The 23,214-nt window shown below is 74.1% G+C and carries 18 protein-coding genes and 1 pseudogene; 4 read left to right on the forward strand and 15 right to left on the reverse strand.

Annotated elements, in window-relative coordinates:
* Positions 1–60: 60 nt before the first annotated feature.
* The 5 genes from ACFWPQ_RS24960 to ACFWPQ_RS24980 form a co-directional block, all read right to left on the reverse strand.
* A complete protein-coding gene (locus ACFWPQ_RS24960; protein ID WP_384038754.1) occupies positions 61–1,512 on the reverse strand; it encodes a GNAT family N-acetyltransferase in 1,452 nt (483 codons plus the stop codon).
* 132 nt (positions 1,513–1,644) lie between these two features.
* Positions 1,645–4,317: a DUF6493 family protein gene (locus ACFWPQ_RS24965; protein ID WP_384038757.1), complete on the reverse strand. Its 2,673-nt coding sequence runs from the start codon at positions 4,315–4,317 to the stop codon at positions 1,645–1,647.
* Positions 4,317–5,747 (reverse strand): SWIM zinc finger family protein, encoded by a 1,431-nt coding sequence (locus ACFWPQ_RS24970; protein ID WP_384038760.1) that lies wholly within the window; start codon positions 5,745–5,747, stop codon positions 4,317–4,319. Before ACFWPQ_RS24970 ends, ACFWPQ_RS24965 begins: the two co-directional genes overlap by 1 nt.
* Positions 5,748–5,909: 162 nt before the next feature.
* Positions 5,910–7,490, reverse strand: a complete 1,581-nt coding sequence (locus ACFWPQ_RS24975; protein WP_384038763.1) for an alkaline phosphatase D family protein — start codon at positions 7,488–7,490, stop codon at positions 5,910–5,912.
* 150 nt (positions 7,491–7,640) lie between these two features.
* Complete coding sequence (locus ACFWPQ_RS24980; RefSeq protein WP_384038766.1) at positions 7,641–9,071, reverse strand: PLP-dependent aminotransferase family protein; 1,431 nt, start codon at positions 9,069–9,071, stop codon at positions 7,641–7,643.
* A gap of 47 nt (positions 9,072–9,118) precedes the next feature.
* On the opposite strand from ACFWPQ_RS24980, the gene ACFWPQ_RS24985 reads away from it, so the two are divergent.
* Positions 9,119–10,087 (forward strand): DMT family transporter, encoded by a 969-nt coding sequence (locus ACFWPQ_RS24985; protein WP_384038769.1) that lies wholly within the window; start codon positions 9,119–9,121, stop codon positions 10,085–10,087.
* A gap of 226 nt (positions 10,088–10,313) precedes the next feature.
* Here ACFWPQ_RS24985 and ACFWPQ_RS24990 read toward each other — a convergent pair whose 3' ends face one another.
* Positions 10,314–11,144 carry an alpha/beta fold hydrolase gene (locus tag ACFWPQ_RS24990; RefSeq protein WP_384038772.1) on the reverse strand — a complete coding sequence of 277 codons (831 nt, stop codon included), beginning with the start codon at positions 11,142–11,144 and terminating at the stop codon, positions 10,314–10,316.
* 582 nt (positions 11,145–11,726) lie between these two features.
* Here ACFWPQ_RS24990 and ACFWPQ_RS24995 point away from each other — a divergent pair.
* Positions 11,727–12,488 (forward strand): GntR family transcriptional regulator, encoded by a 762-nt coding sequence (locus ACFWPQ_RS24995; protein WP_384038775.1) that lies wholly within the window; start codon positions 11,727–11,729, stop codon positions 12,486–12,488.
* A gap of 162 nt (positions 12,489–12,650) precedes the next feature.
* Here the strand turns inward: ACFWPQ_RS24995 and ACFWPQ_RS25000 are convergent, their stop codons facing one another.
* The 3 genes from ACFWPQ_RS25000 to ACFWPQ_RS25010 all read right to left on the reverse strand — a co-directional run bounded on the left by ACFWPQ_RS25000 (position 12,651) and on the right by ACFWPQ_RS25010 (position 15,729).
* Entirely contained in the window at positions 12,651–13,808 is a 1,158-nt protein-coding gene (locus ACFWPQ_RS25000) for an ROK family transcriptional regulator (protein ID WP_384038778.1), read from the reverse strand.
* Between the two features lie 101 nt (positions 13,809–13,909).
* Entirely contained in the window at positions 13,910–14,560 is a 651-nt protein-coding gene (locus ACFWPQ_RS25005) for a response regulator (protein ID WP_384038781.1), read from the reverse strand.
* A gap of 14 nt (positions 14,561–14,574) precedes the next feature.
* Complete coding sequence (locus ACFWPQ_RS25010) at positions 14,575–15,729, reverse strand: sensor histidine kinase (RefSeq protein ID WP_384038784.1); 1,155 nt, start codon at positions 15,727–15,729, stop codon at positions 14,575–14,577.
* 109 nt (positions 15,730–15,838) lie between these two features.
* Here ACFWPQ_RS25010 and ACFWPQ_RS25015 point away from each other — a divergent pair, with 109 nt between their 5' ends.
* Complete coding sequence (locus ACFWPQ_RS25015) at positions 15,839–16,762, forward strand: ABC transporter ATP-binding protein (RefSeq protein WP_384038787.1); 924 nt, start codon at positions 15,839–15,841, stop codon at positions 16,760–16,762.
* A gap of 2 nt (positions 16,763–16,764) precedes the next feature.
* A complete protein-coding gene (locus ACFWPQ_RS25020) occupies positions 16,765–17,475 on the forward strand; it encodes an ABC transporter permease (protein ID WP_384038790.1) in 711 nt (236 codons plus the stop codon).
* A gap of 15 nt (positions 17,476–17,490) precedes the next feature.
* Here ACFWPQ_RS25020 and mug read toward each other — a convergent pair whose 3' ends face one another.
* The 6 genes and pseudogenes from mug to ACFWPQ_RS25050 all read right to left on the reverse strand — a co-directional run bounded on the left by mug (position 17,491) and on the right by ACFWPQ_RS25050 (position 23,171).
* Positions 17,491–17,979 carry a G/U mismatch-specific DNA glycosylase gene (gene mug / locus ACFWPQ_RS25025; protein WP_384038793.1) on the reverse strand — a complete coding sequence of 163 codons (489 nt, stop codon included), beginning with the start codon at positions 17,977–17,979 and terminating at the stop codon, positions 17,491–17,493.
* A gap of 65 nt (positions 17,980–18,044) precedes the next feature.
* On the reverse strand, positions 18,045–19,490 hold the full coding sequence (gene purB / locus ACFWPQ_RS25030; protein ID WP_384038796.1) for an adenylosuccinate lyase: 1,446 nt from the start codon (positions 19,488–19,490) through the stop codon (positions 18,045–18,047).
* A 73-nt stretch (positions 19,491–19,563) separates the two neighbouring features.
* A pseudogene (locus tag ACFWPQ_RS25035) lies at positions 19,564–19,945 on the reverse strand (DUF4326 domain-containing protein).
* Positions 19,946–19,955: 10 nt separating this feature from the next.
* Positions 19,956–20,738, reverse strand: coding sequence for an SGNH/GDSL hydrolase family protein (locus tag ACFWPQ_RS25040; RefSeq protein ID WP_384038799.1), 783 nt, complete (start codon positions 20,736–20,738; stop codon positions 19,956–19,958).
* A 79-nt stretch (positions 20,739–20,817) separates the two neighbouring features.
* Positions 20,818–21,831 carry a hemolysin family protein gene (locus tag ACFWPQ_RS25045; RefSeq protein ID WP_384038802.1) on the reverse strand — a complete coding sequence of 338 codons (1,014 nt, stop codon included), beginning with the start codon at positions 21,829–21,831 and terminating at the stop codon, positions 20,818–20,820.
* Complete coding sequence (locus tag ACFWPQ_RS25050) at positions 21,828–23,171, reverse strand: hemolysin family protein (RefSeq protein WP_384038805.1); 1,344 nt, start codon at positions 23,169–23,171, stop codon at positions 21,828–21,830. Before ACFWPQ_RS25050 ends, ACFWPQ_RS25045 begins: the two co-directional genes overlap by 4 nt.
* Between the last annotated feature and the right edge of the window lie 43 nt (positions 23,172–23,214).

Below are 23,214 nucleotides of genomic sequence, written 5' to 3' on the forward strand. Positions count from 1 at the left end.
CTCCGCCGCGTGGGCGCGACCAGCCCCCACGCACCCGCACTCGCCCGATGGCCGTGAGACCTACGGCGCTTCGGCCCTCCCCGACTCGCCCGCACTCGAAAGCCGCCCCGCGGCAGTCACGGCGTCCCCCGCCTCCGCCGCCAGCCGCGCCGTGATGACCAGCGTCCCCTCCTCGATCTGATAGTCGAGCGGCAACCCCAGCCCCCGCATCGCCGCCACCATCCCCGTGTTGGACGCCTGCGTCACCGCGTACACGCTCTCGCAGCCCGCCTCGACGGCCATCCCCACCAGCCGGGTCAGCAGTTCGCCGCCGATGCCGCGCCGCTGCCAGGCGTCCTCCACGAGGAGCGCCACCTCCGTCTCGTCCCCGTCCCACAGCAGATGCCCGAGACCGACGATCCGGCCCGACGCCGTCCGCACGGCCAGCGTGCGGCCGAAGCGCGGGCTGAGCAGGTGGTTCAGGTACCGGTCCGCGTCCCCGACGGGGCCGTGGTAGCGCAGCCCGAGGGTCCGCGGCGAGCAGCGCTCGTGCATCGCCTTCGCCGCCGGCAGGTCACCGGTGTCGGCCCGGCGCACGGTGATCGCGTCGCCCGCGGGCAGGGCGATCACGTCCTGGCTGCGCGGGATGCGCGGCCCGAGCCGGGCGTCCAGCTCCACCAGCGCCCGTGCCCGCGCGAACTCCGTCGGCGTGAACGGGAGATACGGCCGTTCCACGGTGATCACTCCCCCCTCCGGCGCACGCAGCCGCATCACGGTGTCCTCCAGCGCCCCCTCGACGGGAACCGCCTCGGGGCGCCGGGCCCCGCCGACCGGGTGGGCGGGGAGCGAGCGGATCGTGCACCTCCCCAACAACTGCCGGAGGGCCAGCGGAAGTTCCGCCGCGTCCAGTGCGGTGCGGGTGGCAAGGCCCAGGACCCGGGTCGGGGCGTCCACCAGATCGTGGGCGTCGGCGCGTTCGATCCAGGTGTCCGTGCCCCCGGCCAGCGCGACCGCCCGCGTGATCTCACCGGCGATCAGGTCACCCGGGGCCCGCAGCAGGAACTCGTCCACCGTCCCGTCGGCCAGCGGATGCGTCTGCAGGCTCAGGATGTCCACACGGTCCCCGGCGAGCGCGGTGCAGAGCGCCGCCAGCGAACCGGGCTCGTCCCGCACCGTCGTCCGCAGCCGCCACAGCGTGCTCGCCCGGTCCCCGGTCCCCGAGGCGTCCGCGCCGGTCCCGGCCTGCCGTGTCGCGGAGACGGCGGGCCGGGCGCCGGTATCGGTATCCGTCACCGGCGGTGCATGACCTGGGCGCCTCGCCCACCAGACGTGGAAGCCGGCCGTGGCCGCCAGCACCAGCGCCGAGATCACCAGCAGCGCCGGACCGTCGGGCCCGTGCCCGACCAGGTTGGCCACCGCGTCCGCCACCGCGACGGCCGTGAACAGGGCGGCGAGTTCGACGACGTCCCGTCGCCAGTGGTGCACGGGACGTCCGTTCCGTGCGCGTGTCACATCAGACATGTCTCGATTCATGCAGCCACTGTGAACCAAGGGTGTTGCGTGATCACGAACGCTCTGTGACCGATGGGTAAAGCATGCTTACGTTCTTTTCGTGATGATTTGAACGGTTGCCGAGGTTCGAGAAATGACCGATTCCTTCCCCTCTCAGGCGGCCGCCACCACACCCAGTGCGTCCCGCAGCCGACGGGCCTGGACCACCAGCCGAGCCGAGCCGGGCCGGGCCGCCGCCCCCGAGAGATGAGGCAGCTCGCCCCGGGCCCCGGACCGCTCGGCGCAGTCCGCGGCGATCGAGAGCAGCTCCCCGAGTCCACGGGTCGCGCCCGCGGCGCCAGGGGTCCCCCCGGACGCGAGGTCGGCGAGCAGTACGGGCAGGGTGTGCCGGAGCATCTCCCATATCGTCGCGTTGGCCCCCGTGGCCGCCGCCGTCCGGGCCGACTCGGCCAGCCGCAGCGGCTTCACCGCCCCGAGCCGGACCAGCCGTCCGAGGTCGTCACCCAGCCGCTCCGCGTCCAGCTGTCCACGCGCGGCGAGCACCAGCAACGCGTCCACCGCGGCCAGCCGGTCCTCCGGATGCCGGGCGCCCAGCCCGTACGCCACACACAGGTGCGTGCTCTCACCCGCGATCCCGCCGGACTCGGCGAGCAGCGGCAGGGCGGCGGCCGCGCCCCGCTCGTCGGCCAGGGCGGCCTCGGAGACGTCGTGCACCAGCCGAACGGCGACGAGTTCGCGCAGCTCCGGGAGCGCGGCCAGCCAGTGCCGGTGGTTCTCCTCGCCCCAGTGGTGGCAGTACCGGACCGCGTCGGACGCCGTGAACGGCCGGCCCAGCCTCCGGAAGGCCTCGGGAAAGTCCGTCAGGAGTTCCTGGACCTCGCCGGACTCGATCAGGATGCGCGGGCCCGACGTCCGACGGTCGGAGCCGTGCAGGGCAGGCTCCCCGGCGGACAGCCGGCGCGCGAGCCGTTCGCCTTCCGGTGTGCCGAGTCCGCTCGCGCGCCGGGCGGCGGCCAGAGCCGCCGTACGGTCCTCGCGCCGGACCCGCAGCAGGGCCTGCGCGAAGTCGACCTCGCCCACCCGGGCCCCGAGACGGCGGTAGGCGTCGAGCCGGTCGACGAGCTCGTCCGGCTCCAGGAGCCCGGTGCTCCACGACGGCGTGGCCAGGAGCAGCGGCTGCGGGTCCGTCCGTATCCGGTAGGCCAGTTCACGCAGCCGGACGTCGAGGACCCGGGAGAACCCGTGGCGCGCGCACTCGTGGTCCGCCGGACCGTGCCGCAGCCCGGCGAGCAGGGTGGCCGTGCTCACGGCCCCGTACAGCGTGGCCAGGACGAGTTCGAGGCCGCCCTCGGCGGTGAGGAGGCCGCGCCGGGTATGGCCGAAGTACTCCTCGGCATGCTGCCGGCGGTACGACTCGGGCTCCCACCACCAGCGGGTGGCCGCCACCGGTTCGAGCGCCTCCCGCAGCGCGTCCTGGTCGCGGTGGGCCTGCCGGGCCAGACCGTCCAGCGCCCGCTCGAACGCGGCCACCTCCCCGCCCCCGTCGGCCGCCAGCAGGGCCGAGACCTCCTCGGCGAGTTCCACGGCCGAATCCGGCGCGGTCGTGAGCAGGAACGGCTCCGGAGGCGGCGGCAGCACCTCCTCGTACGCCTCGGGCGCCGCCGCGGGCGCGATGCCCAGGACGGCAGCCGCGCGCATACGCAGGGCCGGGCTCAACTGCTCCGCCGAGAGGCCGATGTCGGACCGGACGGCCGGCTCGTCGTCGAGCCGCTTCACGTGCCGCTCCACCAGCTTCAGCGCCCGCTCCTGCATCTGGGTGTCCTCGTGCCCGAACGCCCGGGCCACCGCCGGCAGCAGCTCCGCCGCAGCGGAGGCGTCGCGGGCGAGCACCTTGCCGAGCAGCACCAGCTGGGCGCGCACCAGCTTCTTCTCGGCGCGGAACAGCAGCCCTTCGGAGGCCTCGGCGAGCTGCCGCGGGGTGAGGTCGCCGTCGAGGGCGAGGGCGGCGAGGACCGACTGGGCGTGGGCGGCGACCGGGGAGACGGCGTCCCGGGCCAGGGCCGTCCAGTCGGCGACGCGCTCGCGCACCTCGTCCCGGGTGAGGGCGAGCAGGCCCAGCAGCGGCAGGAAGACCCGGTGGTCGGTCGGGCCGCCGCCGCGCAGCAGCCGGGCCACGCAGGCGTCGACCACGGCCTTGCGCTCCAGCACGCCCGCGTCGGTCAGCTCCGCGAGGGCGTGCTGCCAGGAACCGGGGCCGTCGCCGAACAGCCAGCGGACCTCGCCGATGTCGGAGAGCTCGAACAGCCCGTTCACCAGGGGCGCGAGGTCCGGCTCGGCGCGCAGCCGGTCGACGAGCGGGACGCGCCCCCAGCCGTGGCCGATGTGGCGGACCCAGCCGACCACATAGGCGTCCGTCACCGGCACCTCGCACCCCGAGCGGCGTACCAGTCCCGCCATCAGCAGGAACTGCACGTCAGCGGAGACCGGCCGCGCGGCCAGCCGCAGGGCCACGTCGGCCTGCCAGCCGGTGTCCCGGTCCGCCAGCGCCTTCAGCAGCATGTCCGCGGGCGCCTGCCGCCAGCGCATGTCGGCCCCCGCGATCCAGGTCGCGGCCGCCGCGGCCCCCGAGTGGCACATGGCCCCGGCCACCTGGAGCGCCGGATAGCTGCGCTGGGACGGGGTCTCCCACGGCGCGGCCCGCAGCTCCTTGCGCAGGGCCTGCAACCCGGGCAGCAGCGCGCGTCGTTCGGCATCGGTCAACTTCTTCACCAGGAGGGCCGTCTCCCCGACGCGCCCCGCCCGTACCGCCTCCAGCACCGCGCTCATCACGCACCCCCGCCGATCTCCGCCATGTCCTGTGCCACGTCCCGCCCCGTCTCGTGTTCCACCGCGGCGCCCCGCCGCACCATCCGTACCGCCAGCGCGTGCTTGCACGGCCCGCGTCCGCCCCGGTACTTCGCCCACCACAGACAACTGCAGCTCAGCACCCCCGCCGTGTCCCGCACCCGGTGCACATGACCGTCCTCGGCCGTCACCGTCCCCAGCTCGCCGTCCAGGGCCACCGCGCCCGCGGCCACCAGCGCCCGGGCCGACCGCAGCCGGGGGTTGTGCCGCTCCACGCGCCCCGCGTCGTACGGCAGCTCGCGATGGAAGTAGGCGGCCTCCGCCGTGTCGTAGCCGACGCGTCCCGAGGTGCCGAGGCGGATCAGGGCCGCCCGGACCCGCTCCGGGGTGAGCCCGGCGGAGGCGGCCAGGTCGGCGACGTCGACGCGGGGCTCCCAGGCCAGCAGCACCGCGATCAGCTCCGCGTCCTCGGCGGCCTCGTCGGTGGCGAGCGCGTCCAGCACACCGCCCTCGCCGGAGAACCCGCGTGCCGGGTCCGGCGAGAGGGTCAGTGTGAGCCGCATGCCCGGCAGCACGACCTCCCAGGCCGCGGCCGTACCGGAGGCGGCCAGGGCGCTCTGCGGGCCGTAGACCCGCAACGCCGTCGCATGGCGCAGCACCCGCTGCAGCGCGGCCAGCCGCTCCGGCCCCGGCAGGCACACCGCGCCCGGCACCGGGCGGGTCGTCGGCCGCAGTCCCCGGCCCGCCGGCACCACCCAGCGCGGACCCGCCGAGCCCCGGCGCGCGGTGCCGCCGCGGGGGAGCGAGCGCAGGAACCGCACCGCCTCGTCCGCCGGCAGTTCGGCCCGCAGATCGAACCCTGCCGCGGTGACCTGTGCCTCGGCGAAGCCGCGCAGCCAGCGGTCCGGGAGCGGGACCTTCTTCTCCACCACCGGGCCGTCCAACGTGGTGACCGCCAGCTCCTCGGGACCGACCCGCAGATGGAGCGGATCGTCCGAGCCGAGCCGCGAAAGGGCCTCCCGCAGCGGGTTGTTGACGTCGACGTTCGTCGTGCCGTGACCCACCTCGCCGCCGTCCAGTCCCGGGCCGAGGACGTCCAGCCTGGCGTACACCCCGCCGCAGCCGGAGAAGGACTCGAAGCGCAGCCGGTCGCCGTTGCCCGTCACCACCGGGTCCAGCGAGGCGCGCAGCTGCGGCTGGTAGTACCGCGCGGCCGCCACGTCGGCCACCGCGAGCAGCCCGGCCGCGGCCACCTGAGGCGAGGTCAGGAAGCCCGCGAAGAACCGCGGATGGTCCTCGACCCCGGTGGGGGTCGCACCCCGGGAGGTCTCCAGACCGAGATGGCGGCCGTCGGCGGCGGAGCGCAGCACGGAGGGTTGGCGATAGGCCACGGCCTGTGAGGATCGCGTCATGGGAAAACCGTAGAGGCGGCCACTGACAATCGTCCCGACCTGCGAAAACGTACCGTGGGGCGGCGAGTTCGGGGAGGCGGGGGGACCCGCGCCGGGAGCTGCGGCAGGGCCGCGCACCGGGGGATGACGCCGGTGCGCGGCCCTGTGAAGAGCGTACGGGAGTTACTGGCCGACCCGGCCCGGCTGCAGCGTCTGCGTGAACAGCACGGTGCCGTCGTACTCGCGCAGACGCACCGTCAGTTCACCGCTGTCGCCGTCGATGTCGACCTCGCCGAAGAACTGGTAGCCCTCCGCGGGTGACACGTTCGAGGCGGTCGGCGCCTTGACGAACACCCGGTCGGGGCCGAACGTGCCGTCCAGCGCGTTCGCCGGGAAGGCGCCGGCGTTGAGCGGGCCGGAGACGAACTCCCAGAACGGCGCGAAGTCCTTGAACGCGGCCCGCGACGGGTCGTAGTGCTGGGCCGAGGTGTGGTGGACGTCGGCCGTCAGCCAGACGGTGCCGGTGATCTTCCGGTGCTTGATGTACCGCAGCAGCTCCGCGATCTGCAGCTCGCGGCCGAGCGGCGCGCCCGGGTCACCCTGGGCCACGGCCTCGAAGTTCGCCTTGCCCTCGACCGGGTCCGGGACGACCAGCCCGAGCGGCATGTCCGCGGCGATCACCTTCCACACCGCACGCGACCGGGACAGCTCGCGCTTGAGCCACTCCAGCTGCTCGGCGCCGAGGATGCCCTGCGCGTCGGTCGTCTGGTCGTCGGGCGAGTTGGCGTTGCGGTAGGTCCGCATGTCCAGGACGAACACGTCGAGGAGCGGGCCGTGGTGGTGGACGCGGTAGATCCGGCCGTCGGGGCGGCCGCTGATCGTGGAGATCGGGAAGTACTCGGAGAACGCCTGCCGGGACCGCAGCGCCATGTCGTCCAGCTTCGTACCGGCCGGGTAGGCGGTGCCGGTGCCGATGACCTCGCCCGGGTACCAGTTGTTGCGGACCTCGTGGTCGTCCCACTGGATGACGTTCGGCACCTGGGCGTTGAACCGGCGCAGCGCCTCGTCCAGCAGGTTGTAGCGGAAGTTGCCGCGGAAGTCGTCCAGCGTGACCGCGACATGCGACTTCGCCTCGGAGGTGACGTTGCGGTACAGGCTGCCGTCGGGCAGCGCCTGGGTCGCCGAGATGACGCCGTCGGCGTAGATGTTGTCGCCGCTGCACAGGAAGAAGTCCGGGTCGAGCTTCGCCATCGCGTCGAAGATGCGGTAGCCGCCGATGGACTCGTTGATGCCCCAGCCCTGCCCGGCCAGGTCGCCGGACCACACGAACTTCACGCCCTGGCGGCGGCGCGCGGACGCCGTACGGAAGGTGCCGGTGACCGGCTCCCCGGTGCGGCGCGGGTCGTCGGGGTCGGCGAGCCGCACCCGGTAGTGGATCTGCTCGCCGGACGGCAGTCCGTGCAGCCGCGTGGTGCCGGTGAAGTCGCTGTCGGCGCCGAGCAGCGGGCCGCGCCACCGGCGGGGGTTGCGGAACGACTCGGTGGCCGAGGTCTCCACGATCATCCGGGCCGGCCGGTCCGAACGGACCCACACGAGGCCGGAGTCGGCGGTCACGTCGCCCGCCTGTACACCCCAGTCCGCGCGGGGGCGCCCGGACAGTGCGAACGCCGGCGCGGAACCGAGCGCCGTGGGCAGGGTCAGGGCCGCCGACGCGGCGAGCGAGCCGCGCAGCACGCTGCGGCGGCCGGGGAGCGAAAGGGACATGGAAGGGCCTCCAGAACGGGATCCGGGTACGGGATCCGGCCAGTTGTGCACAGCCACAACTACTGGGGCGCCGCAGCGCACACGGAAACCGCGGGTGAACAACTGACCGGCACGGCAAGCGCTGTCTCCCTGCCGCCGGTCGTGACGCCGTCACCCGTCGAGCGCCTCCGCCATCATCCGCACCCCCTCCCGGATCCGTGCCGCCGGCAGCTGCGCGTATCCCAGCATCAGCCGTACGGCGGACTCGTCGACCCGCGCGTGCGTGCACGCGCTCAGCGGACGCACCGCGACCCCGGCCGCCGCCACCCGCCGCACGAAGCGGCTCTCCGGCCCGTATCGTTCGGGTAGTTCGGCGATGGCGTGCAGCCCCGCCGCGATCCCCGACACGCGCGCGTGCGGGAAGTGCTCGGCCAGGGCGGCGACCAGGACGTCCCGCCGCTCCCGGTAGGCGCGCTGGCAGCGGCGCAGCTGCCGGTCGTAGTCGCCGCGCTCCAGGAACCGGGCGAACACCGCCTGGTCGACGGAGGGATGCCCCAGGTCCATGGTCCGTTTCCGGTCGACGACGTCGTCCGCCAGGAACTCCGGCACCAGCAGCCAGCCGAGGCGCAGTCCGGGGGCGAGGGACTTGCTGACCGACCCCATGTAGGCCACCCGCTCCGGGTCGAGGCCCTGGAGCGCGCCGACCGGGGCCCGGTCGTAGCGGAAGTCACCGTCGTAGTCGTCCTCCAGCAGCAGCCCGTCCACCGACCGGGCCCACTCCAGCAGCCGGGTGCGGCGTCCGGCGGAGCAGGCGATCCCGGTCGGGTACTGGTGGGCGGGCGTCGTCACCACCGCGCGGACGCCCGACGCGTGCAGCGGGCCCGGTGCCAGGCCCTCACCGTCCAGGGGCAGTGGTACGGCGCGCAGCCCGGCCGCCGCGTACAGGCCGTCGTGCTGCGGGCTGCCGGGGTCCTCCACGCCGATCTCGCACATCCCGCGCGCGTGCAGCACGGAGCCGAGCAGCGCCGCCGCCTGTGCCACCCCGGAGACGACCACGATCCGCTCCGGGTCGGCGACCACGCCCCGGCGCCGGGCGAGCAGTTCGGCGAGGGCCGAGCGCAGCCGGGGCAGTCCGCGCGGGTCCGGATAGCCGAGGTCGCGGTGCGGCAGCTCCGCCAGCACCTCGCGCTGTGCGGCGGCCCAGGCGGCGCGCGGGAACAGCGAGAGATCCGGTGACCCCGGCAGGAAGTCCACCCGGACGCCCTGCGGGCGCGGTGCGAGATCACGCGCGCGGGGCGCCGCCGCCCGCACGGCGCCGCCCACCCAGGTGCCCGCCCCGTGGTCGCTGCGCAGGTAGCCCTCCGCCGTCAGCTGCTCGTACGCCTCCGTGACCAGCCCCCGCGACACCCCGAGATCCCTGGCCAGCTCCCGGCTGGACGGCAGCCGGGTGCCGGGCGCGAGCCGCCCCGCGCGGATCGCCTCCCGCAGCCCCGCCTGGAGAAAACGGCCACGCGCGCGTGCCGGCGCGGACGCGGCCGGCAGCAGCAGCTCCCATGCGGCGGAGCCCGGCAGGGCGCCCGGACTGGTCCCCGATGACGTCATGGAAGTGGACCTTAATCCGGGCCGCCGAGGTTCCTAGCGTCGTCCTCATGAACGCGACCACCACACGCGGCGCCCTGCTGACCGCGCTCGCCTACGTCCTCGTCGGCTGTTCCTTCACCGCCAACAGCGTGCTGGGCCACTACCCGTACGCGGGCGGCCAGTTCCTCCGCTACGGACTGGCCTGCCTGCTGCTCGTGCCGTTCGTCGGACGGGGCGCGGCCGAGCGGCTGCGCGGGCTGGGGGCGCGCGCGTGGCTGCGGCTGGCCCTGCTCGCCGCCGTCGGGATGGTCGGCTTCAACCTGGCGATCCTCGCCGCCGAGCGCACCGCGGAACCGGCGGTCCCTGGCGTCCTCGTCGGCTGCGCCCCGGTGGCGGTCGCGGTCCTGGTCCCGCTCCTTGACGGCCGCCGGCCCCAACGCCTCGTCCTCCACGGGGCGTTGCTGGTCGCGGCCGGCGCCTTCGTGGTCCAGGGCTGGGGGCGGACGGACGGCAGCGGTCTCGCCTTCTCGGTGTGCGCCCTGGCCGGTGAGGTCGGGTTCGCGGTGCTCGCCGGACCGGTGCTGCGGGCACTCGGGCCACGGCTGCTGACCGCCACCGTGTGCGCCCTCGCCGCGGCCGAGGCGGCGCTGACCGGGGCCGTGCTCGACGGCGCGGCGTGGCTGCGCCGGCCCGACGCCACGGAGACGGCCGCGCTGCTGTGGCAGGCGGCCGTGGTGACGGTCGTCGGGTTCGTGTGCTGGTACATGGGCGTGCAGCGGATCGGCACGGAGCGCGCGACGCTCTTCACCGGCCTCGTCCCGCTCACCGCCGTGTGCACCGCCCCGCTCGCCGGAACGGGCTCCTACGGCCCCGCCCAGGCCGTCGGCGGCGTCCTGGTGGGCGCCGGGGTCGCCCTGGGCTCCGGCGCCCTGCCCCGCCGCGGCCGCGGACCGGCGCCGACCGCCCGCCGGCCCCACCGCACCGGCTACCGGACGGCGGCCGACCGTACGCCGCGCCGCCGCGCCGACCGCCGGTGACCGTTTCCCGTGCGCAGTCCCGCCATGCCGACGTCCGTCGGCGATCGCCGGTGCCGCCCCGCCATGGCGACCGCCGGTCGGCGATTGCGATGCTCCGGCACCCCTCCGCACGGACCGCAACCCGTCGGCCGGTGCGGGCACCGCGTCGGCGGGTGCGGCCACCGCGTCGGCGGGTGCGGACGCGGTGTCGGCGGGTGCGGACGCGGTGTCGGCGCTCGGCTGTCCCTCAGCGGCTGCCGTCGAGGATGACGCGGGCGACCAGCGCCGGGTCGTCGTTCATCGGGCAGTGTCCGCAGCCGGGCAGCCGGACCAGTCGCGCCTTGGGGATCATCTGCTTGGCCCGGACCCCCTGGCGGCGCACCAGCAGCATGTCCCGGGTGCCCCAGCCCACGGTGACCGGGATGCCGGGGACGTCGTCGGTGAACTGGACGGCGGAGCCCGCCCGCAGGGTGTCCGCGAATCCGCCGGCCTGTGCGAGGGCCAGCGTCTCCGCGACCACGGCCTCGGGTGAACGGCGCGCCGGGCGGGCGTAGATGGTGCTGGTCAGGGCCGTCCGCCCGGCGGCCGACCGGGACAGCCGCTCGATCAGCGGCAGTGGCAGCCGCTCCGCGATCCGCCGCATGGCGATGAGCACGCCGAAGGCGTAGCGCCGCTCGGCCTGTGACCAGAATCCGGCGGGGGAGAGGGCGGTGACGGACCGTACGAGCTTCTCGCGGCCCAGTTCCAGCGCCAGCAGCCCGCCGAGCGAGTTGCCCGCCACGTGCGGCCGGTTCAGCTCCAGGGCCTCGAACAGGGCGCCGAGCACGGCGTTGGTGGTCGGCAGGTCGTAGGCGAGGCCGTCGGGAAGGGCCGGGGAGGCGCCGAAGCCGGGCAGGTCCACGGCGATCACGTCCCGCTCGGTCGCGAGGATGTCCACCACGGGGTCCCAGGCCTGCCGGTGATGCCCTATGCCGTGGATGAGGACCAGCGGTTCGCCGCGGCCCACGCGCGCGTACGAGACGGTCACATCCTGCCCGCCGAGCGCGGCCGGGACTGCGAAGGAGACGGTGGCGGACATGGGGGCTCCTCGTCTGGGACTTCGGCGGACGCCGTAGACAGCTTGTCAGCAATTGCTACTCGCGGGTAGTCCCCGATGGGGTGTGTCGCGCATCGGCCTGTCCGTCAACGCACCCTGCGTGGCTCCAGGTTGAAAACGGGGTGCCGTGCCGGCTCGCGTGCTCACCGCACCGGCCGCCTCCGCCTCCGTGCCTCCGCCTCCGTGCCTGGGCTGCCGGTCACCGGTCGTCGACGGTCCGTGGATCATTCTGGGCCGGGGGTGCCGACCGCGGCGCGATTCCGCCGGGCGTGCGGGAGCGTGTCGGGCGGGGCGGGGTGGCGTCGGCGCTGTCCGCCCGATGAACACGCTGTTCCGGGCGGTTCTCGCGCTGCGACGGGAGCTTTGCCGCCATGTCACGAAAACGCCCTCGCGCGAACGCCTCGTGAACGATGAATGGCACCGCTTTCTATGCGCCGGCCATGGGATCGACGATTGGTCTTGACCAAGGGTGTGCGCCGTCCTATGGTCGCAGATAAGTACAACAACCTTTAATAAACAAGGGCGCTAAAACGCCGCCGGACCACGGCGATTGCGGAGGACAGGGTGGGGACCACGCAGCTGGAATCGGTGCCGGAACCGAAGTACTGGCATCTCAAGACCGTGCTCAGTGAGGCACTGGACTCGGAGTTCTCGGTCGGCGAGATCCTGCCCAACGAGCGCGACCTCGCCGCCCGCTTCGGCGTGGCCCGGGCCACCCTCCGACAGGCCCTCGAACAGCTCGAACTGGAGGGTCGGCTGCAGCGCCGCCGCGGTGTCGGTACGACGGTCGCGCCTCCGCGCATGGGCGTGGCAGTGGGCACCGACCAGCACGCCTGGCCGGGCGCCTCCGGCGACGCCTGGCAGGCCGTGGACTGCACCCTCGCGGTGCCGCCCGCCGCGGTCGCGGCCGCGCTGGAGACCGGCGCGGAGGAGCCCGTGCACATCGTGCGCCGCTCGCGCGTCTCGCACGGCCAGCCCGTCGCCGCCGAGCTGCTCTACATCCCGGCGGCCTCGGTCCCGGAGCTGACGGCGATCGACGCGCCGTCCGGAGCGCCCCGCGCGCGTGCCGTCCTGCGTGAGCTGCAGCGCCTGGAGCTGGAGGGCCAGGACCGCGCCGTGGAGCTCGGCTCGGCCCGTGCGGACGACGCCAAGGAGCTCGACCGGCTGCCCGGCGCCCCGGTGCTGGTCGTCACCACCCGCTTCCTCGCCGCCGGCCGCACCGCCGCGCTCTCGGTCGCCACCTACCGCGCGGACACCTGCCGGCTGACCTTCGGCGACACCGGCGGCGTGGAGATCCACCACGGCCCCGAGCGGCAGGCCTCCTAGCCCTCCCGCGCCGGAACGGCAGGCCTCCTGGCCCCGCGACGGGCGACGCCCCCGCGCCGGACGACCAGATCGCGCCCCGGTTCTCCGCCGGGGCGCGACGCATGTGCCGAGGGCAGCCGATCAGAGGCAGCCGGTCAGTGGCGGCCGGTCAGCAGCAGCCGATCAGCGGCGTGCGGTGACCGTCCCGTCCACCGCGAACAACTGCTCCTCCACATGATCGAGGGCGAGCCGCAGCGCGCCTGTCGCCACCGCCGCCTCACCGAGCAGGGAGAGTGCCACCCGGGGCGGCCGTAGACAGTAGCGGGCGAGCTCACGGCGCAGCGGCTCCAGGACACCGTCCAGGCCCGCCGCCCAGCCGCCGATGACCACCAGCTCCGGGTCCAGTGCCAGCACCAGCGCGGCCACGTCGTGGACCAGCCGCTGGATGAACCGGTCGACGGCCGCCCGGGCCCGCGTGTCACCCTTGCGGGCCAGCGCGAACACCTCGGCGACCGCCTGCTCGTCCAGCGGGTGCAGCGGCTCGTCGGTGGTGGACAGCAGCGTCTCCGGGGTCACCTCCCGGCCCAGCAGGTGCAGCGCGCCGATCTCCCCGGCCGCCCCGCCGTACCCCCGGTGCAGCCGCCCGCCGATCAGCGAACCGGCTCCCGGACTCAGCCCGGCCATCACCATCACCACGTCGTCGGAGTCGGTGGCCGCGCCCTTCCAGTGCTCGGCGACGGCAGCCGTGTTGGCGTCGTTCTCCACCAGCACCGGGCACTTGAAGGACCGGCTGAGCCGCTCACCGAGGCGCAGCCCCGTCCACTGGGGCAGCGCGGTGCCCAGCCGCACCCGGCCGTCCGCCTCGACGATGCCGGGTGTGCCGACCCCGACGGCCCGCAGTGAACTGCGCGCCACCCCGGCCCGGCGCAGCAGCTCGGCGACGGCGGTGCGCAGCCGCTCCAGCCGCTCGTCCGCGTCGGCCGTCTCCTCCACCTCCTTGGCCTGGGCCCCGAGTATCCGGCCGTCCAGGTCGGCCAGGAGCGCGGCGACCCGGTGCGGGCCGATCTCCAGGCCCAGCAGGTGCCCGGCCTCGGCCCGGAACCGGAACCGGCGCGCCGGCCGCCCCTGCCGCCGGGTGGCGCCCTCCTCGGCCGCCTTCTCGACGACCAGACCGGCTTCGATGAGCCCCTCGACGACCCCTTCGACGGTCGGCCGGGACAGCCCGGTGACCCGGGTGATCTCGGTGAGCGTCGCGCAGTCGGTGGCCCGCAGCGCGTGCAGCACCACCGCGGAATTGATCCTTCGCAGCAGAGACGGATCACCGCCGGTCAATCCCGCCAATGTCCGTCCTCCCAGCTGACCCCGCACGTTGGCCGGATCGTACTTCGGCGCCGACGACCGGGGCGAGTGCCGGACGCCTTCGATCTGCCGGAGATCCGCGATCAGCGGGGCGTGACGAACCCCGATTCGTACGCCGCGATCACCGCCTGGGTACGGTCCCGCACCCCGAGCTTGGCCAGCACGGCCCCCACATGGGACTTCACGGTCTCGGTTCCGACGACCAGCCGCCCGGCGATCTCGGCGTTGGCCAGCCCCTGCGTCATGAGCCGCAGCACCTCGGCCTCCCGCTCGGTCAGCCGCGCCCACTCCAGGCCGTCCCGCCCTTCGCCCCGGCCGTATCGTCCGGCGAGCTGCCGCACCGACGCCGGGAAGAGCAGGGACTCGCCCTCGGCGACCAGCCGCACCGCGTGCACGATCTCGGCCGGCCGGGCCCGCTTCAGCAGAAACCCGTCGGCGCCCGCGCGCAGCGCCTCGTACACGTACTCGTCGTCCTCGAACGTCGTCACCACGAGGATCTTCGGTGGCTCGGCGACCGTGCGCAGCACCGCGCGGGTGGCCTCGATCCCGTCCAGCAGCGGCATCCGTACGTCCATCGCGACCACGTCCGGCCGCAGTTGCCGCACCAGCGGGATCACCGCCGCCCCGTCCGCCGCCTCCCCGACCACCTCGATGTCGGGCTGGGCCGCCAGCACGGCCCGCAGGCCCGCGCGGACGAGGGGTTCGTCGTCGACGAGCAGGACGGTGACCGGCATCCGGCCAGCCTAGATCAACCGACCGGCAACTCGGCGTGTACCTGCCAGTCGCCCCCGTCCGGTCCGGTGTGCGCGCGGCCCCCGAGCAGGGCCGCGCGCTCGCGGATCCCGCGCAGCCCGCTGCCCCGCCCGGGCCCGGGTATCGCGCCCGGAAGCGGATTGCGGACTTCGAGATCCAGCATCCCGTGGGCCACGCTCACCCGGACCCGCACGGGCACGGCCCCCGCGTGCCGCAGCACATTGGTGAGCGCCTCCTGGAGGATGCGGTAGCCCTCCCGGGAGACCGGCCCCGGCACCGCCTCCAGTGGGCCGGTGACCTCGGCGTCCACCTTGGCGCCCGAGGCGCGCGCGGACTCCAGGAGCCGGCCGGCGTCGGCGAGCGTGGGCCGGCCGCTCACCGGCCGCCGGGACTCGCGGAGCACGCCCAGCACCCGCTCCAGATCCTCCAGCGCGCTCCGGCCGGTCTCCTCGATGGCGGCCAGCGCCCGGTCGGTGAACTCCGGGTCGCCAGCCGCCCGGGCCGCGCCCGCCTGCACCACCGCCACCGTCAGGGCGTGCCCGATCGAGTCGTGCAACTCGCGCGCGATACGCGTGCGTTCCAGCAGCTGCTCGGTGCGTTCCTCCAGTGCCGCGAGCCGCTCGGCGGCGGACGGCCCGAGCAGCCGCCGGGCCAGCGCGGTGACCAGCTCTCCGAGGCCGACCACGGCCCCGTAGAGGGCGATCAGCGGCAGCGGGACCAGGAGGGCGTAGGCCCAGTGCGGCCGCGCCGTGTCGAGGAACGGGTTGCCGTCGGGCGCCTGTCCGGCGGCGAGCAGGCCGAGGTCGAAGGCGATGGCCGGAAGCCACACCGAAGCCAGCGCGCCCACCGAGCCGAGGACCATCCGCGCCTCCAGCCACAGCACCGTGCGCCCCCGGTCCCGCCAGGTCGCCGACGGCGTCTCCGAGATCCCCGACTCCTCCTCACCGGGGGTGAGCAGCAGCCGTGCCTGCACGCCCTCGCCCCGGCGCACGGCGGGGATCAGCCCGACCGGGATCAGCAGCAGTGCGGGCACCCACGGTGTCGACGGGTCGATGAAGAGCCACAGGGCGACGACGAGCATCGGCACCCACAGATGCAGCAGGCGCGTGTAGGTCGTCCCCCGCAGCAGCGGGCGGAGAAAGCGGGCCATGCGGACATCGTGGCAGGCACCACTGACAACGGTCCTCCCCCGAGCGGGGGAGGAGACCTCCACCGGCGGGGGAGGACCCCGACCCCCCTGCCGGGCAAGGCTGTCGGCCATGACCAGCATCGAGGTGCACGACCTCACCAAGGAGTACGGGGGCCGCCGGGCCGTGGACCGCCTCACCTTCGCCGTCCGCCCCGGACTCGTCACCGGCTTCCTCGGCCCCAACGGCGCCGGCAAGTCCACCACCCTGCGGCTCGTCCTCGGCCTCGACCACGCCACCTCCGGAACCGCCACGATCGGCGGGCGGCCGTACCCCGAACTCCGCGACCCACTGCGCCGGGTGGGCGCCCTGCTCGACGCCGACGCCGCGCACGGCTCGCGCACGGGAGGCGACCATCTGCGCGCCCTCGCGGCGAGCAACCGCATCCCGGCCGGCCGGGTCGACGAGCTGCTGGCGGAGACGGGACTCGAGCCCGCCGCCCGGCGCCGGGTGCGCACGTACTCCCTGGGCATGCGCCAGCGACTCGGGATCGCCGCCGCCCTGCTCGGCGATCCCGAGGTGGTGCTGCTCGACGAACCCTCCAACGGCCTCGATCCCGAAGGCATCGTCTGGATCCGCCGTCTGCTGCGCCGACTCGCGGCGGAAGGCCGCACGGTGCTGGTCTCCAGCCACCTCATGAACGAGACGGCCGCCTTCGCGGACCACCTGATCGTCCTCGGCCGCGGCCGGCTCCTGGCCGACACCCCGGTCCGCGACTTCATCCACGCGCGCGTGCGGCCCGCGGCGAGGGTCCGCACCACCGACGACGAACGACTCGCCGAACTGCTCGCCCGGCACGGCCAGGACGCGGCGCGCGGCGCGGACGGGGTCTGGACGGTACGGCACGCGCGCGTGGAGGATCTCGGCCGCCTGCTGGCCGACGCGGCCGTCCCCGTCCTCGAACTCACCCAGGAGGAGGCCACCCTGGAACAGGCCTACCTCGATCTGACCGCGGCGGAAGCCGAGTTCACCGCACAGCACCGCCAGGAGGCCTGACCATGCCGTTCCGGCCCGTGCTCCACGCCGAGTGGATCAAGATCCGTACGCTCCGCCCGCTCGTCGGCACCCTGTGCGCCGTCCTGCTCGCCACCGTCGCGTGCTCCGCGCTCTCGGCGGCCGGCTCCGGCGGCTCCGACCCGCTCTTCTCCGCCTTCGCCGGCGTGTCCCTCGGACAGATCGCGGCGGTCGCCTTCGGCGCGACGGCCGTCTCGTCCGAGTTCCGGGGCGCCGCCCTGCGCCTCACCCTCTCCGCGGTGCCCGACCGGCGGCGCTGGTTCGCGGCGAAGGCCACGGCGATCGCGCTGCCCGTGCTCGCGGTGGGACTGCTCACCGGCCTCGTCACCCTCGTGCTGGGCAGGTTCCTGCTCGGAACTTCCGCGCCGACCTGGCCGGAAGGGCTGCGCGCGGCGCTGGGCTGCGGCGTCTACCTGACCCTGATGGCCCTGTTCGCGGCAGGCCTCACGGCCGTGCTGCGCAGCGGGACCGCGACCCTCGGCATCCTGATCCCGCTCCTGCTGACCGTGTCGTTCGTGATCGGTGACGTGTTCGGCACCGTCGCGGACGTCCTGCCGGACAGGGCAGGTCAGGTGGTGTTCCAGGAGACGTGGGACGGCCCCCTGGGGCCGTGGAGCGGGCTCGCGGTGACGGCACTGTGGACGGGTGCCGCGCTGCTCGCGGGAGCGTGGAGCATCCGGCGCCGAGACGCCTGACGCCTGAGGCCGGCGCTATCCCTCCGCCGCCACCCGCAGCCGCCCGAACTCCTCCGCCATCGTCGCCGCCGTCCAGTGCGCGTTCAGGCCGCTGGGGTTCGGCAGTACCCACACCCGGGTGTCCCCGATCCTCCGCTCCTGTGGCCCCACCTGGGCCTTGCGGTCGGCGAAGGCGGCCCGGTAGGCCGTGACGCCGACCACGGCCAGCCACCTCGGCCGCACCCGCTCGACCTTCGCCGTCAGCAGGCGCCCGCCCTGCGCGTACTCCTCGGCCGTCAGCTCGTCGGCGCGCGCGGTCGCCCGCGCCACCACGTTCGTGATGCCGAGCCCGTACGACAGCAACTCGCCCTGCTCGGCGGGCTTGAGCAGCCTCGGGGTGAAGCCGGACAGGTGCAGGACCGGCCAGAAGCGGTTGCCGGGACGGGCGAAGTGGTGCCCGGTGGCCGCCGTCATCAGGCCGGGGTTGATCCCGCAGAACAGGACGTGGAGGCCGTCCGCGAGCACGTCCGGTACCAGACGGTCGCGGGCGGCCTCCAGTTCCGCCGCCGTGAAGCGAGGGGAACGGCCGGTCAGAGGATCGCTCCGGGGGTGTAACCGGCGGCCTCGGGGTGCTGCTTGACGAGCTCCTCGATCCGGCCGACGACGACACCGACCTGGGCGGCGGCCGCGCCCGTGAAGGACAGCCTGTCGGCCATCAGAGCCGACAGCTGCTCGCGGTCCAGCGGCAGCCGTTCGTCCGCGGCGAGCTTGTCGAGCAGGTCGTTGCGCTCGGCGCCCTGCTCGCGCATCGCGAGCGCGGTGGCGACGGCGTTCTCCTTGATCGCCTCATGGGCGACCTCACGGCCGACACCCGCGCGCACCGCGCCCATCAGCACCTTGGTGGTGGCGAGGAACGGGAGGTAGCGGTCCAGCTCGCGGGCGATGACGGCCGGGAAGGCGCCGAACTCGTCGAGGACGGTCAGGAACGTCTCCAGCAGACCGTCGAGGGCGAAGAACGCGTCCGGCAGGGCCACCCGGCGCACCACCGAGCAGGACACGTCGCCCTCGTTCCACTGGTCGCCGGCCAGCTCGCCGGTCATCGAGGCGTAGCCGCGCAGGATCACCATGAGGCCGTTGACGCGCTCGCAGGACCGCGTGTTCATCTTGTGCGGCATCGCCGAGGAGCCGACCTGACCCGGCTTGAAGCCCTCGGTGACCAGCTCGTGCCCGGCCATCAGCCGGATCGTCTTGGCCAGCGAGGAGGGGGCGGCGGCCAGCTGTACGAGCGCGGTCACCACCTCGTAGTCCAGCGAGCGCGGGTAGACCTGGCCGACCGAGGTGAACGCCTGCGAGAAGCCGAGGTGCCGCGCGATCCGGTCCTCCAGCTCGGCGAGCTTCGCCGCGTCCCCGCCCAGCAGGTCCAGCATGTCCTGGGCGGTGCCGACCGGGCCCTTGATGCCGCGCAGCGGATAGCGGGCCAACAGCTCCTCGACGCGGCCGTACGCCACCAGCAGCTCGTCGGCGGCCGTCGCGAAACGCTTGCCCAGGGTGGTGGCCTGCGCGGCGACGTTGTGGGAGCGGCCGGCCATGACCAGCTCGGCGTACTCGCCGGCCAGCCTGCCCAGACGGGCGAGGACGGCCACCGTACGGCTGCGCATGAGCTCCAGGGAGAGCCGGATCTGCAGCTGCTCGACGTTCTCCGTCAGGTCCCGGGAGGTCATGCCCTTGTGCACGTGCTCGTGCCCGGCGAGGTCGTTGAACTCCTCGATCCGCGCCTTCACGTCGTGCCGGGTGACCTTCTCGCGCTCGGCGATGGAGGCCAGGTCCACGGTGTCGAGGACCCGCTCGTAGTCGGCGATCGCCGCGTCCGGCACCTCGATCCCGAGGTCCTTCTGGGCCCGCAGCACGGCGAGCCAGAGCTGCCGCTCCAGCTTCACCTTCTGCTCGGGCGACCAGAGCGTGGCGAGCTCGGCGGAGGCGTAGCGTCCGGCGAGGACGTTCGGAATGCGGGGCTTGGCGGGCGCGGCTGAAGTCACGTGTACGGATTCTACTGGCGATTCCTGCAGGCCAGCGTCACGGGCCCGCTCGTGCGAAGCTACGAGAGCCAGGTCACGGCTGTGGCAGGTCGGCCAGTTCCGCCAGTACGTCCGCGTGGCACGGCTCGGGCGTGCACCAGCAGGCCAGCGTCTTTCCGCGCAGTTCGGCCACCAGTTCCAGCAGTTCGGGCCGTTCCAGCGGATACGCCCGGTACATCGCCATCACCTCGGCCCGGGTGCCGTCCCGCTTCTTCTTCGGGGTGTCGTAGGCGAAGGGGTTGTACAGGGGATGGCGGGGGAGATCCCAGCCTCCCCCAGCTCTCGGCTGCGCTCGAGCCGGGGGGACCCCCACCGGTCCAGCGGCGACCCACGTAGACGACGTCCGTGGGGGCGTGTTCCAGCCGGGGGCCGAACGCGTGGATCCGGCCCCTGACATTGATCACCCGGGTGGGCACGGGACCGCCCCTACGCCTCGTACGGCAGCAGCTCCGGCCGCTTCGGCGCGCGGCCGTCGCCGGAGGAGCGGCCGGTGAGCCGGCGGCCTATCCACGGCAGGAGGTACTCCCTGGTGAAGCGGGCGTCCTCGACCCGGCGGGCGAGCCAGCCGGGCGGGGGCGTGGCCGGGATCGGGGTGCGCCACTCGGTGTCCTCGGGCTCGTAGCCGAGGGTCTGCCAGACCGCCTCGGCGACCCTGCGGTGCCCCTCGGCCGTCAGGTGCAGCCGGTCCACGTCCCACATCCGGGGGTCGGCCAGCGAGGGCGCGCCGTACAGGTCGACGACGAGGGCACCGTGCCGCTCGGCCAGCTCGTCGACGACGGCGAACAGCTCCTCCATACGGGGCCGGAACCGCTCCAGGACCGGGCCCTGGCGGCCGGGGCTGCGCATCAGCACCAGCCGATCGCAGGCCGGCGCCAGCCGCTCCACCGCCTCGGTGAGCAGGTCCCGGACCCGCCCCATGTCGCACTTGGGGCGCAGCGTGTCGTTGAGCCCGCCGACCAGCGTGATCACATCGGGCCGCATCGCGACCGCCACGTCCACCTGCTCCTCGACGATCTGGCCGATCAGCTTGCCGCGCACCGCGAGGTTCGCGTAGCGGAAGCCGGGGTCGCGGGCGGCCATCCGGGCGGCGAGGACGTCGGCCCAGCCCCGGTAGGAGCCGTCGGGCTTGAGGTCCGACATGCCCTCGGTGAAGGAGTCGCCGATCGCGACCAGGCTGGAGTGTGCGGGAAGCACCGGGTTCTTCTGCATGGCGACAGAGATGGTATCCCGGGGCGCATACCCGTCGGTCGGTCACTCCCTCCGGCGGAGACTCCTTCTCCGGTGCGGCCTAGGCGTGCTGCCCGAACAGTTCCCGCAGCACGTCCTCCATCGTCACAAGACCCGCCAGCCGCCCGTCGTCGCCGAGCACGCCCGCCAGGTGGGTACGGCTGCCGCGCATCGCGGTGAGCACGTCGTCCAGCGGGGTGTCCTCCCGCACCCGGGCGATCGGCCGCATGTCCCGCAGCCGGAACGCCTCGTCCCGGGGCGAGGCGTCCAGCGCGTCCTTGACGTGCAGGTAGCCGACGATCCGCCGTCCCTCGTCCACCACCGGGAACCGGGAGAAGCCCGACTCCGCCGACAGCCGCTCCAGCTCCTCCGGGGTGACGCCCACGCGCGCGTAGACGACGCGTTCCAGCGGCACCACCACGTCCCGCACCGGCCGCCGGCCCAGCTCCAGGGCGTCGTGCAGCCGCTCCTGCGCCCGGTCGTCGATCAGGCCCGCCTCGCTGGCGTCCTTCACGATCTGGGCGAGCTGGGTGTCCGTGAAGGTCGCCGAGACCTCGTCCCTGGTCTCCACGCGGAGCAGCCTGAGCAGGCCGTTCGCGAAGGCGTTGATCGTGAAGATCACCGGGCGCAGCGCCCGGGACAGCGCGACCAGGGGAGGGCCGAGGAGCAGCGCGCTGCGCACCGGCTCGGCCAGTGCCACGTTCTTCGGCACCATCTCGCCCAGCAGCATGTGCAGATAGGTCGCCAGGGTCAGCGCGATCACGAAGGAGATGACGTGGCCCGCGCTCGTGGGCACGCCGACCGCGTGGAACACCGGCTCCAGAAGATGCGCGATCGCCGGCTCCGCGACCACACCCAGCACCAGCGTGCACAGCGTGATGCCGAGCTGGGCGGCGGCCAGCAGCGCGGACACGTGCTCCAGCCCCCAGAGCACGCTCCTGGCCCGCCGGTCGCCCGCCTCGGCGTGCGGCTCGATCTGGGAGCGGCGCACGGAGATCAGCGCGAACTCGGCGCCGACGAAGAAGGCGTTCACGACCAGCGTCGCGAAACCGATCAGCAGTTGTACGGCGGTCACCGCTGCCCCTCCCGGCCCGTCTCGTCGTCCTCGCCGCCGAGCGGTGCGTGCAGCAGCACCCGGGCCGCCCGCCGTCCCGACGCGTCCACCACGTCCAGCCGCCAGCCGGCGACCTCGACACCGTCGCCGGTCTCCGGTATCCGGCCCAGCTCGGCCGCGATCAGCCCGGCCAGCGTCTCGTACGGCCCCTCGGGGGGCCTGAGGCCCACGCGCGCGAGCTGGTCCATGCGGGCCGCGCCGTCAGCCGAGTAGAGCGCTCGGCCCGTCGCGTCGGCACCGGCGGGGGCGAGGTCGGGCGTCTCGTGCGGGTCGTGCTCGTCGCGGACCTCGCCGACGACCTCCTCGACGATGTCCTCCAGGGTGGCGACCCCGGCCGTACCGCCGTACTCGTCGATCACGACGGCCATGGTGCGCCGGCCGCCGAGGCGGTCCAGGAGGCGGTCGACGGTGAGGGACTCGGGGACCAGCAGGGGTTCGCGCATCACCTGGGCGACCCGGACCCGGGACCGCTCCTCGGCGGGCATGGCGACGATGTCCTTGATGTGGGCGGTGCCGACGACCGAGTCCAGGCTGTCCTCGTAGACCGGGAAGCGGGACAGGCCGGTCGCCCGGGTCGCGTTCGCCACGTCCTCGCAGGTCGCCCGGACCTCCAGGGCGACGACCTGGACGCGCGGGGTCATCACGTTCTCGGCCGTGAGATCGGCGAGGTTGAGCGTGCGCACGAACAGCTCGGCGGTGTCCGCCTCCAGCGCGCCCTGCTTGGCGGAGTGCCGGGCCAGCGCGGCCAGCTCCTGGGGCCCGCGCGCGGAGGCCAGCTCCTCGGCGGGCTCGATGCCCAGGCGCCGTACCAGCCGGTTCGCGGTGTTGTTGAGATGCGTGATGAACGGCCGGAAGGCCGCGCTGAACCAGCGCTGGGCGTTGCCCACCCGCTTGGCCACGGCCAGCGGTGCGGAGATCGCCCAGTTCTTGGGCACCAGCTCGCCGACGACCATCAGGAACACCGTGGACAGGGCGGTGCCGATCACCAGCGCCAGCGAGCTCGCCGCCGACGCCCCGATGCCCACCGCCTCCAGCGGGCCGGCCAGCAGCTTGGCGATCGAGGGCTCGGCGAGCATGCCGACCACCAGATTGGTGACCGTGATGCCCAGCTGCGCCCCCGAGAGCTGGAACGTCAGGTTCCGTACGGCCTTGAGGGCACCCGCCGCCCCGCGCTCGCCGCGTGCCACGGCGCGCTCCAGCTCGCCGCGCTCGACCGTGGTCAGCGAGAACTCGGCCGCGACGAAGGCGCCGCAGGCGAGCGACAGCAGGATCGCCACCAGCAGGAGGAGCACTTCGGTCATCGGGTCACCTCCGTCCCATGATCGGACAGGGCGGAAGGGACCG

This window comes from Streptomyces sp. NPDC058464 (assembly GCF_042721035.1).
In the GTDB taxonomy this organism is placed as follows: domain Bacteria; phylum Actinomycetota; class Actinomycetes; order Streptomycetales; family Streptomycetaceae; genus Streptomyces.

Coding starts and splice junctions, on each gene's coding strand:
- ACFWPQ_RS24960 (WP_384038754.1), bottom strand. CDS start 1,512: ATGAATCGAGACATGTCTGATGTGACACGCGCACGGAACGGACGTCCC.
- ACFWPQ_RS24965 (WP_384038757.1), bottom strand. CDS start 4,317: ATGAGCGCGGTGCTGGAGGCGGTACGGGCGGGGCGCGTCGGGGAGACG.
- ACFWPQ_RS24970 (WP_384038760.1), bottom strand. CDS start 5,747: ATGACGCGATCCTCACAGGCCGTGGCCTATCGCCAACCCTCCGTGCTG.
- ACFWPQ_RS24975 (WP_384038763.1), bottom strand. CDS start 7,490: ATGTCCCTTTCGCTCCCCGGCCGCCGCAGCGTGCTGCGCGGCTCGCTC.
- ACFWPQ_RS24980 (WP_384038766.1), bottom strand. CDS start 9,071: ATGACGTCATCGGGGACCAGTCCGGGCGCCCTGCCGGGCTCCGCCGCA.
- ACFWPQ_RS24985 (WP_384038769.1), top strand. CDS start 9,119: ATGAACGCGACCACCACACGCGGCGCCCTGCTGACCGCGCTCGCCTAC.
- ACFWPQ_RS24990 (WP_384038772.1), bottom strand. CDS start 11,144: ATGTCCGCCACCGTCTCCTTCGCAGTCCCGGCCGCGCTCGGCGGGCAG.
- ACFWPQ_RS25005 (WP_384038781.1), bottom strand. CDS start 14,560: ATGCCGGTCACCGTCCTGCTCGTCGACGACGAACCCCTCGTCCGCGCG.
- ACFWPQ_RS25010 (WP_384038784.1), bottom strand. CDS start 15,729: ATGGCCCGCTTTCTCCGCCCGCTGCTGCGGGGGACGACCTACACGCGC.
- ACFWPQ_RS25015 (WP_384038787.1), top strand. CDS start 15,839: ATGACCAGCATCGAGGTGCACGACCTCACCAAGGAGTACGGGGGCCGC.
- ACFWPQ_RS25020 (WP_384038790.1), top strand. CDS start 16,765: ATGCCGTTCCGGCCCGTGCTCCACGCCGAGTGGATCAAGATCCGTACG.
- ACFWPQ_RS25040 (WP_384038799.1), bottom strand. CDS start 20,738: ATGCAGAAGAACCCGGTGCTTCCCGCACACTCCAGCCTGGTCGCGATC.
- ACFWPQ_RS25050 (WP_384038805.1), bottom strand. CDS start 23,171: ATGACCGAAGTGCTCCTCCTGCTGGTGGCGATCCTGCTGTCGCTCGCC.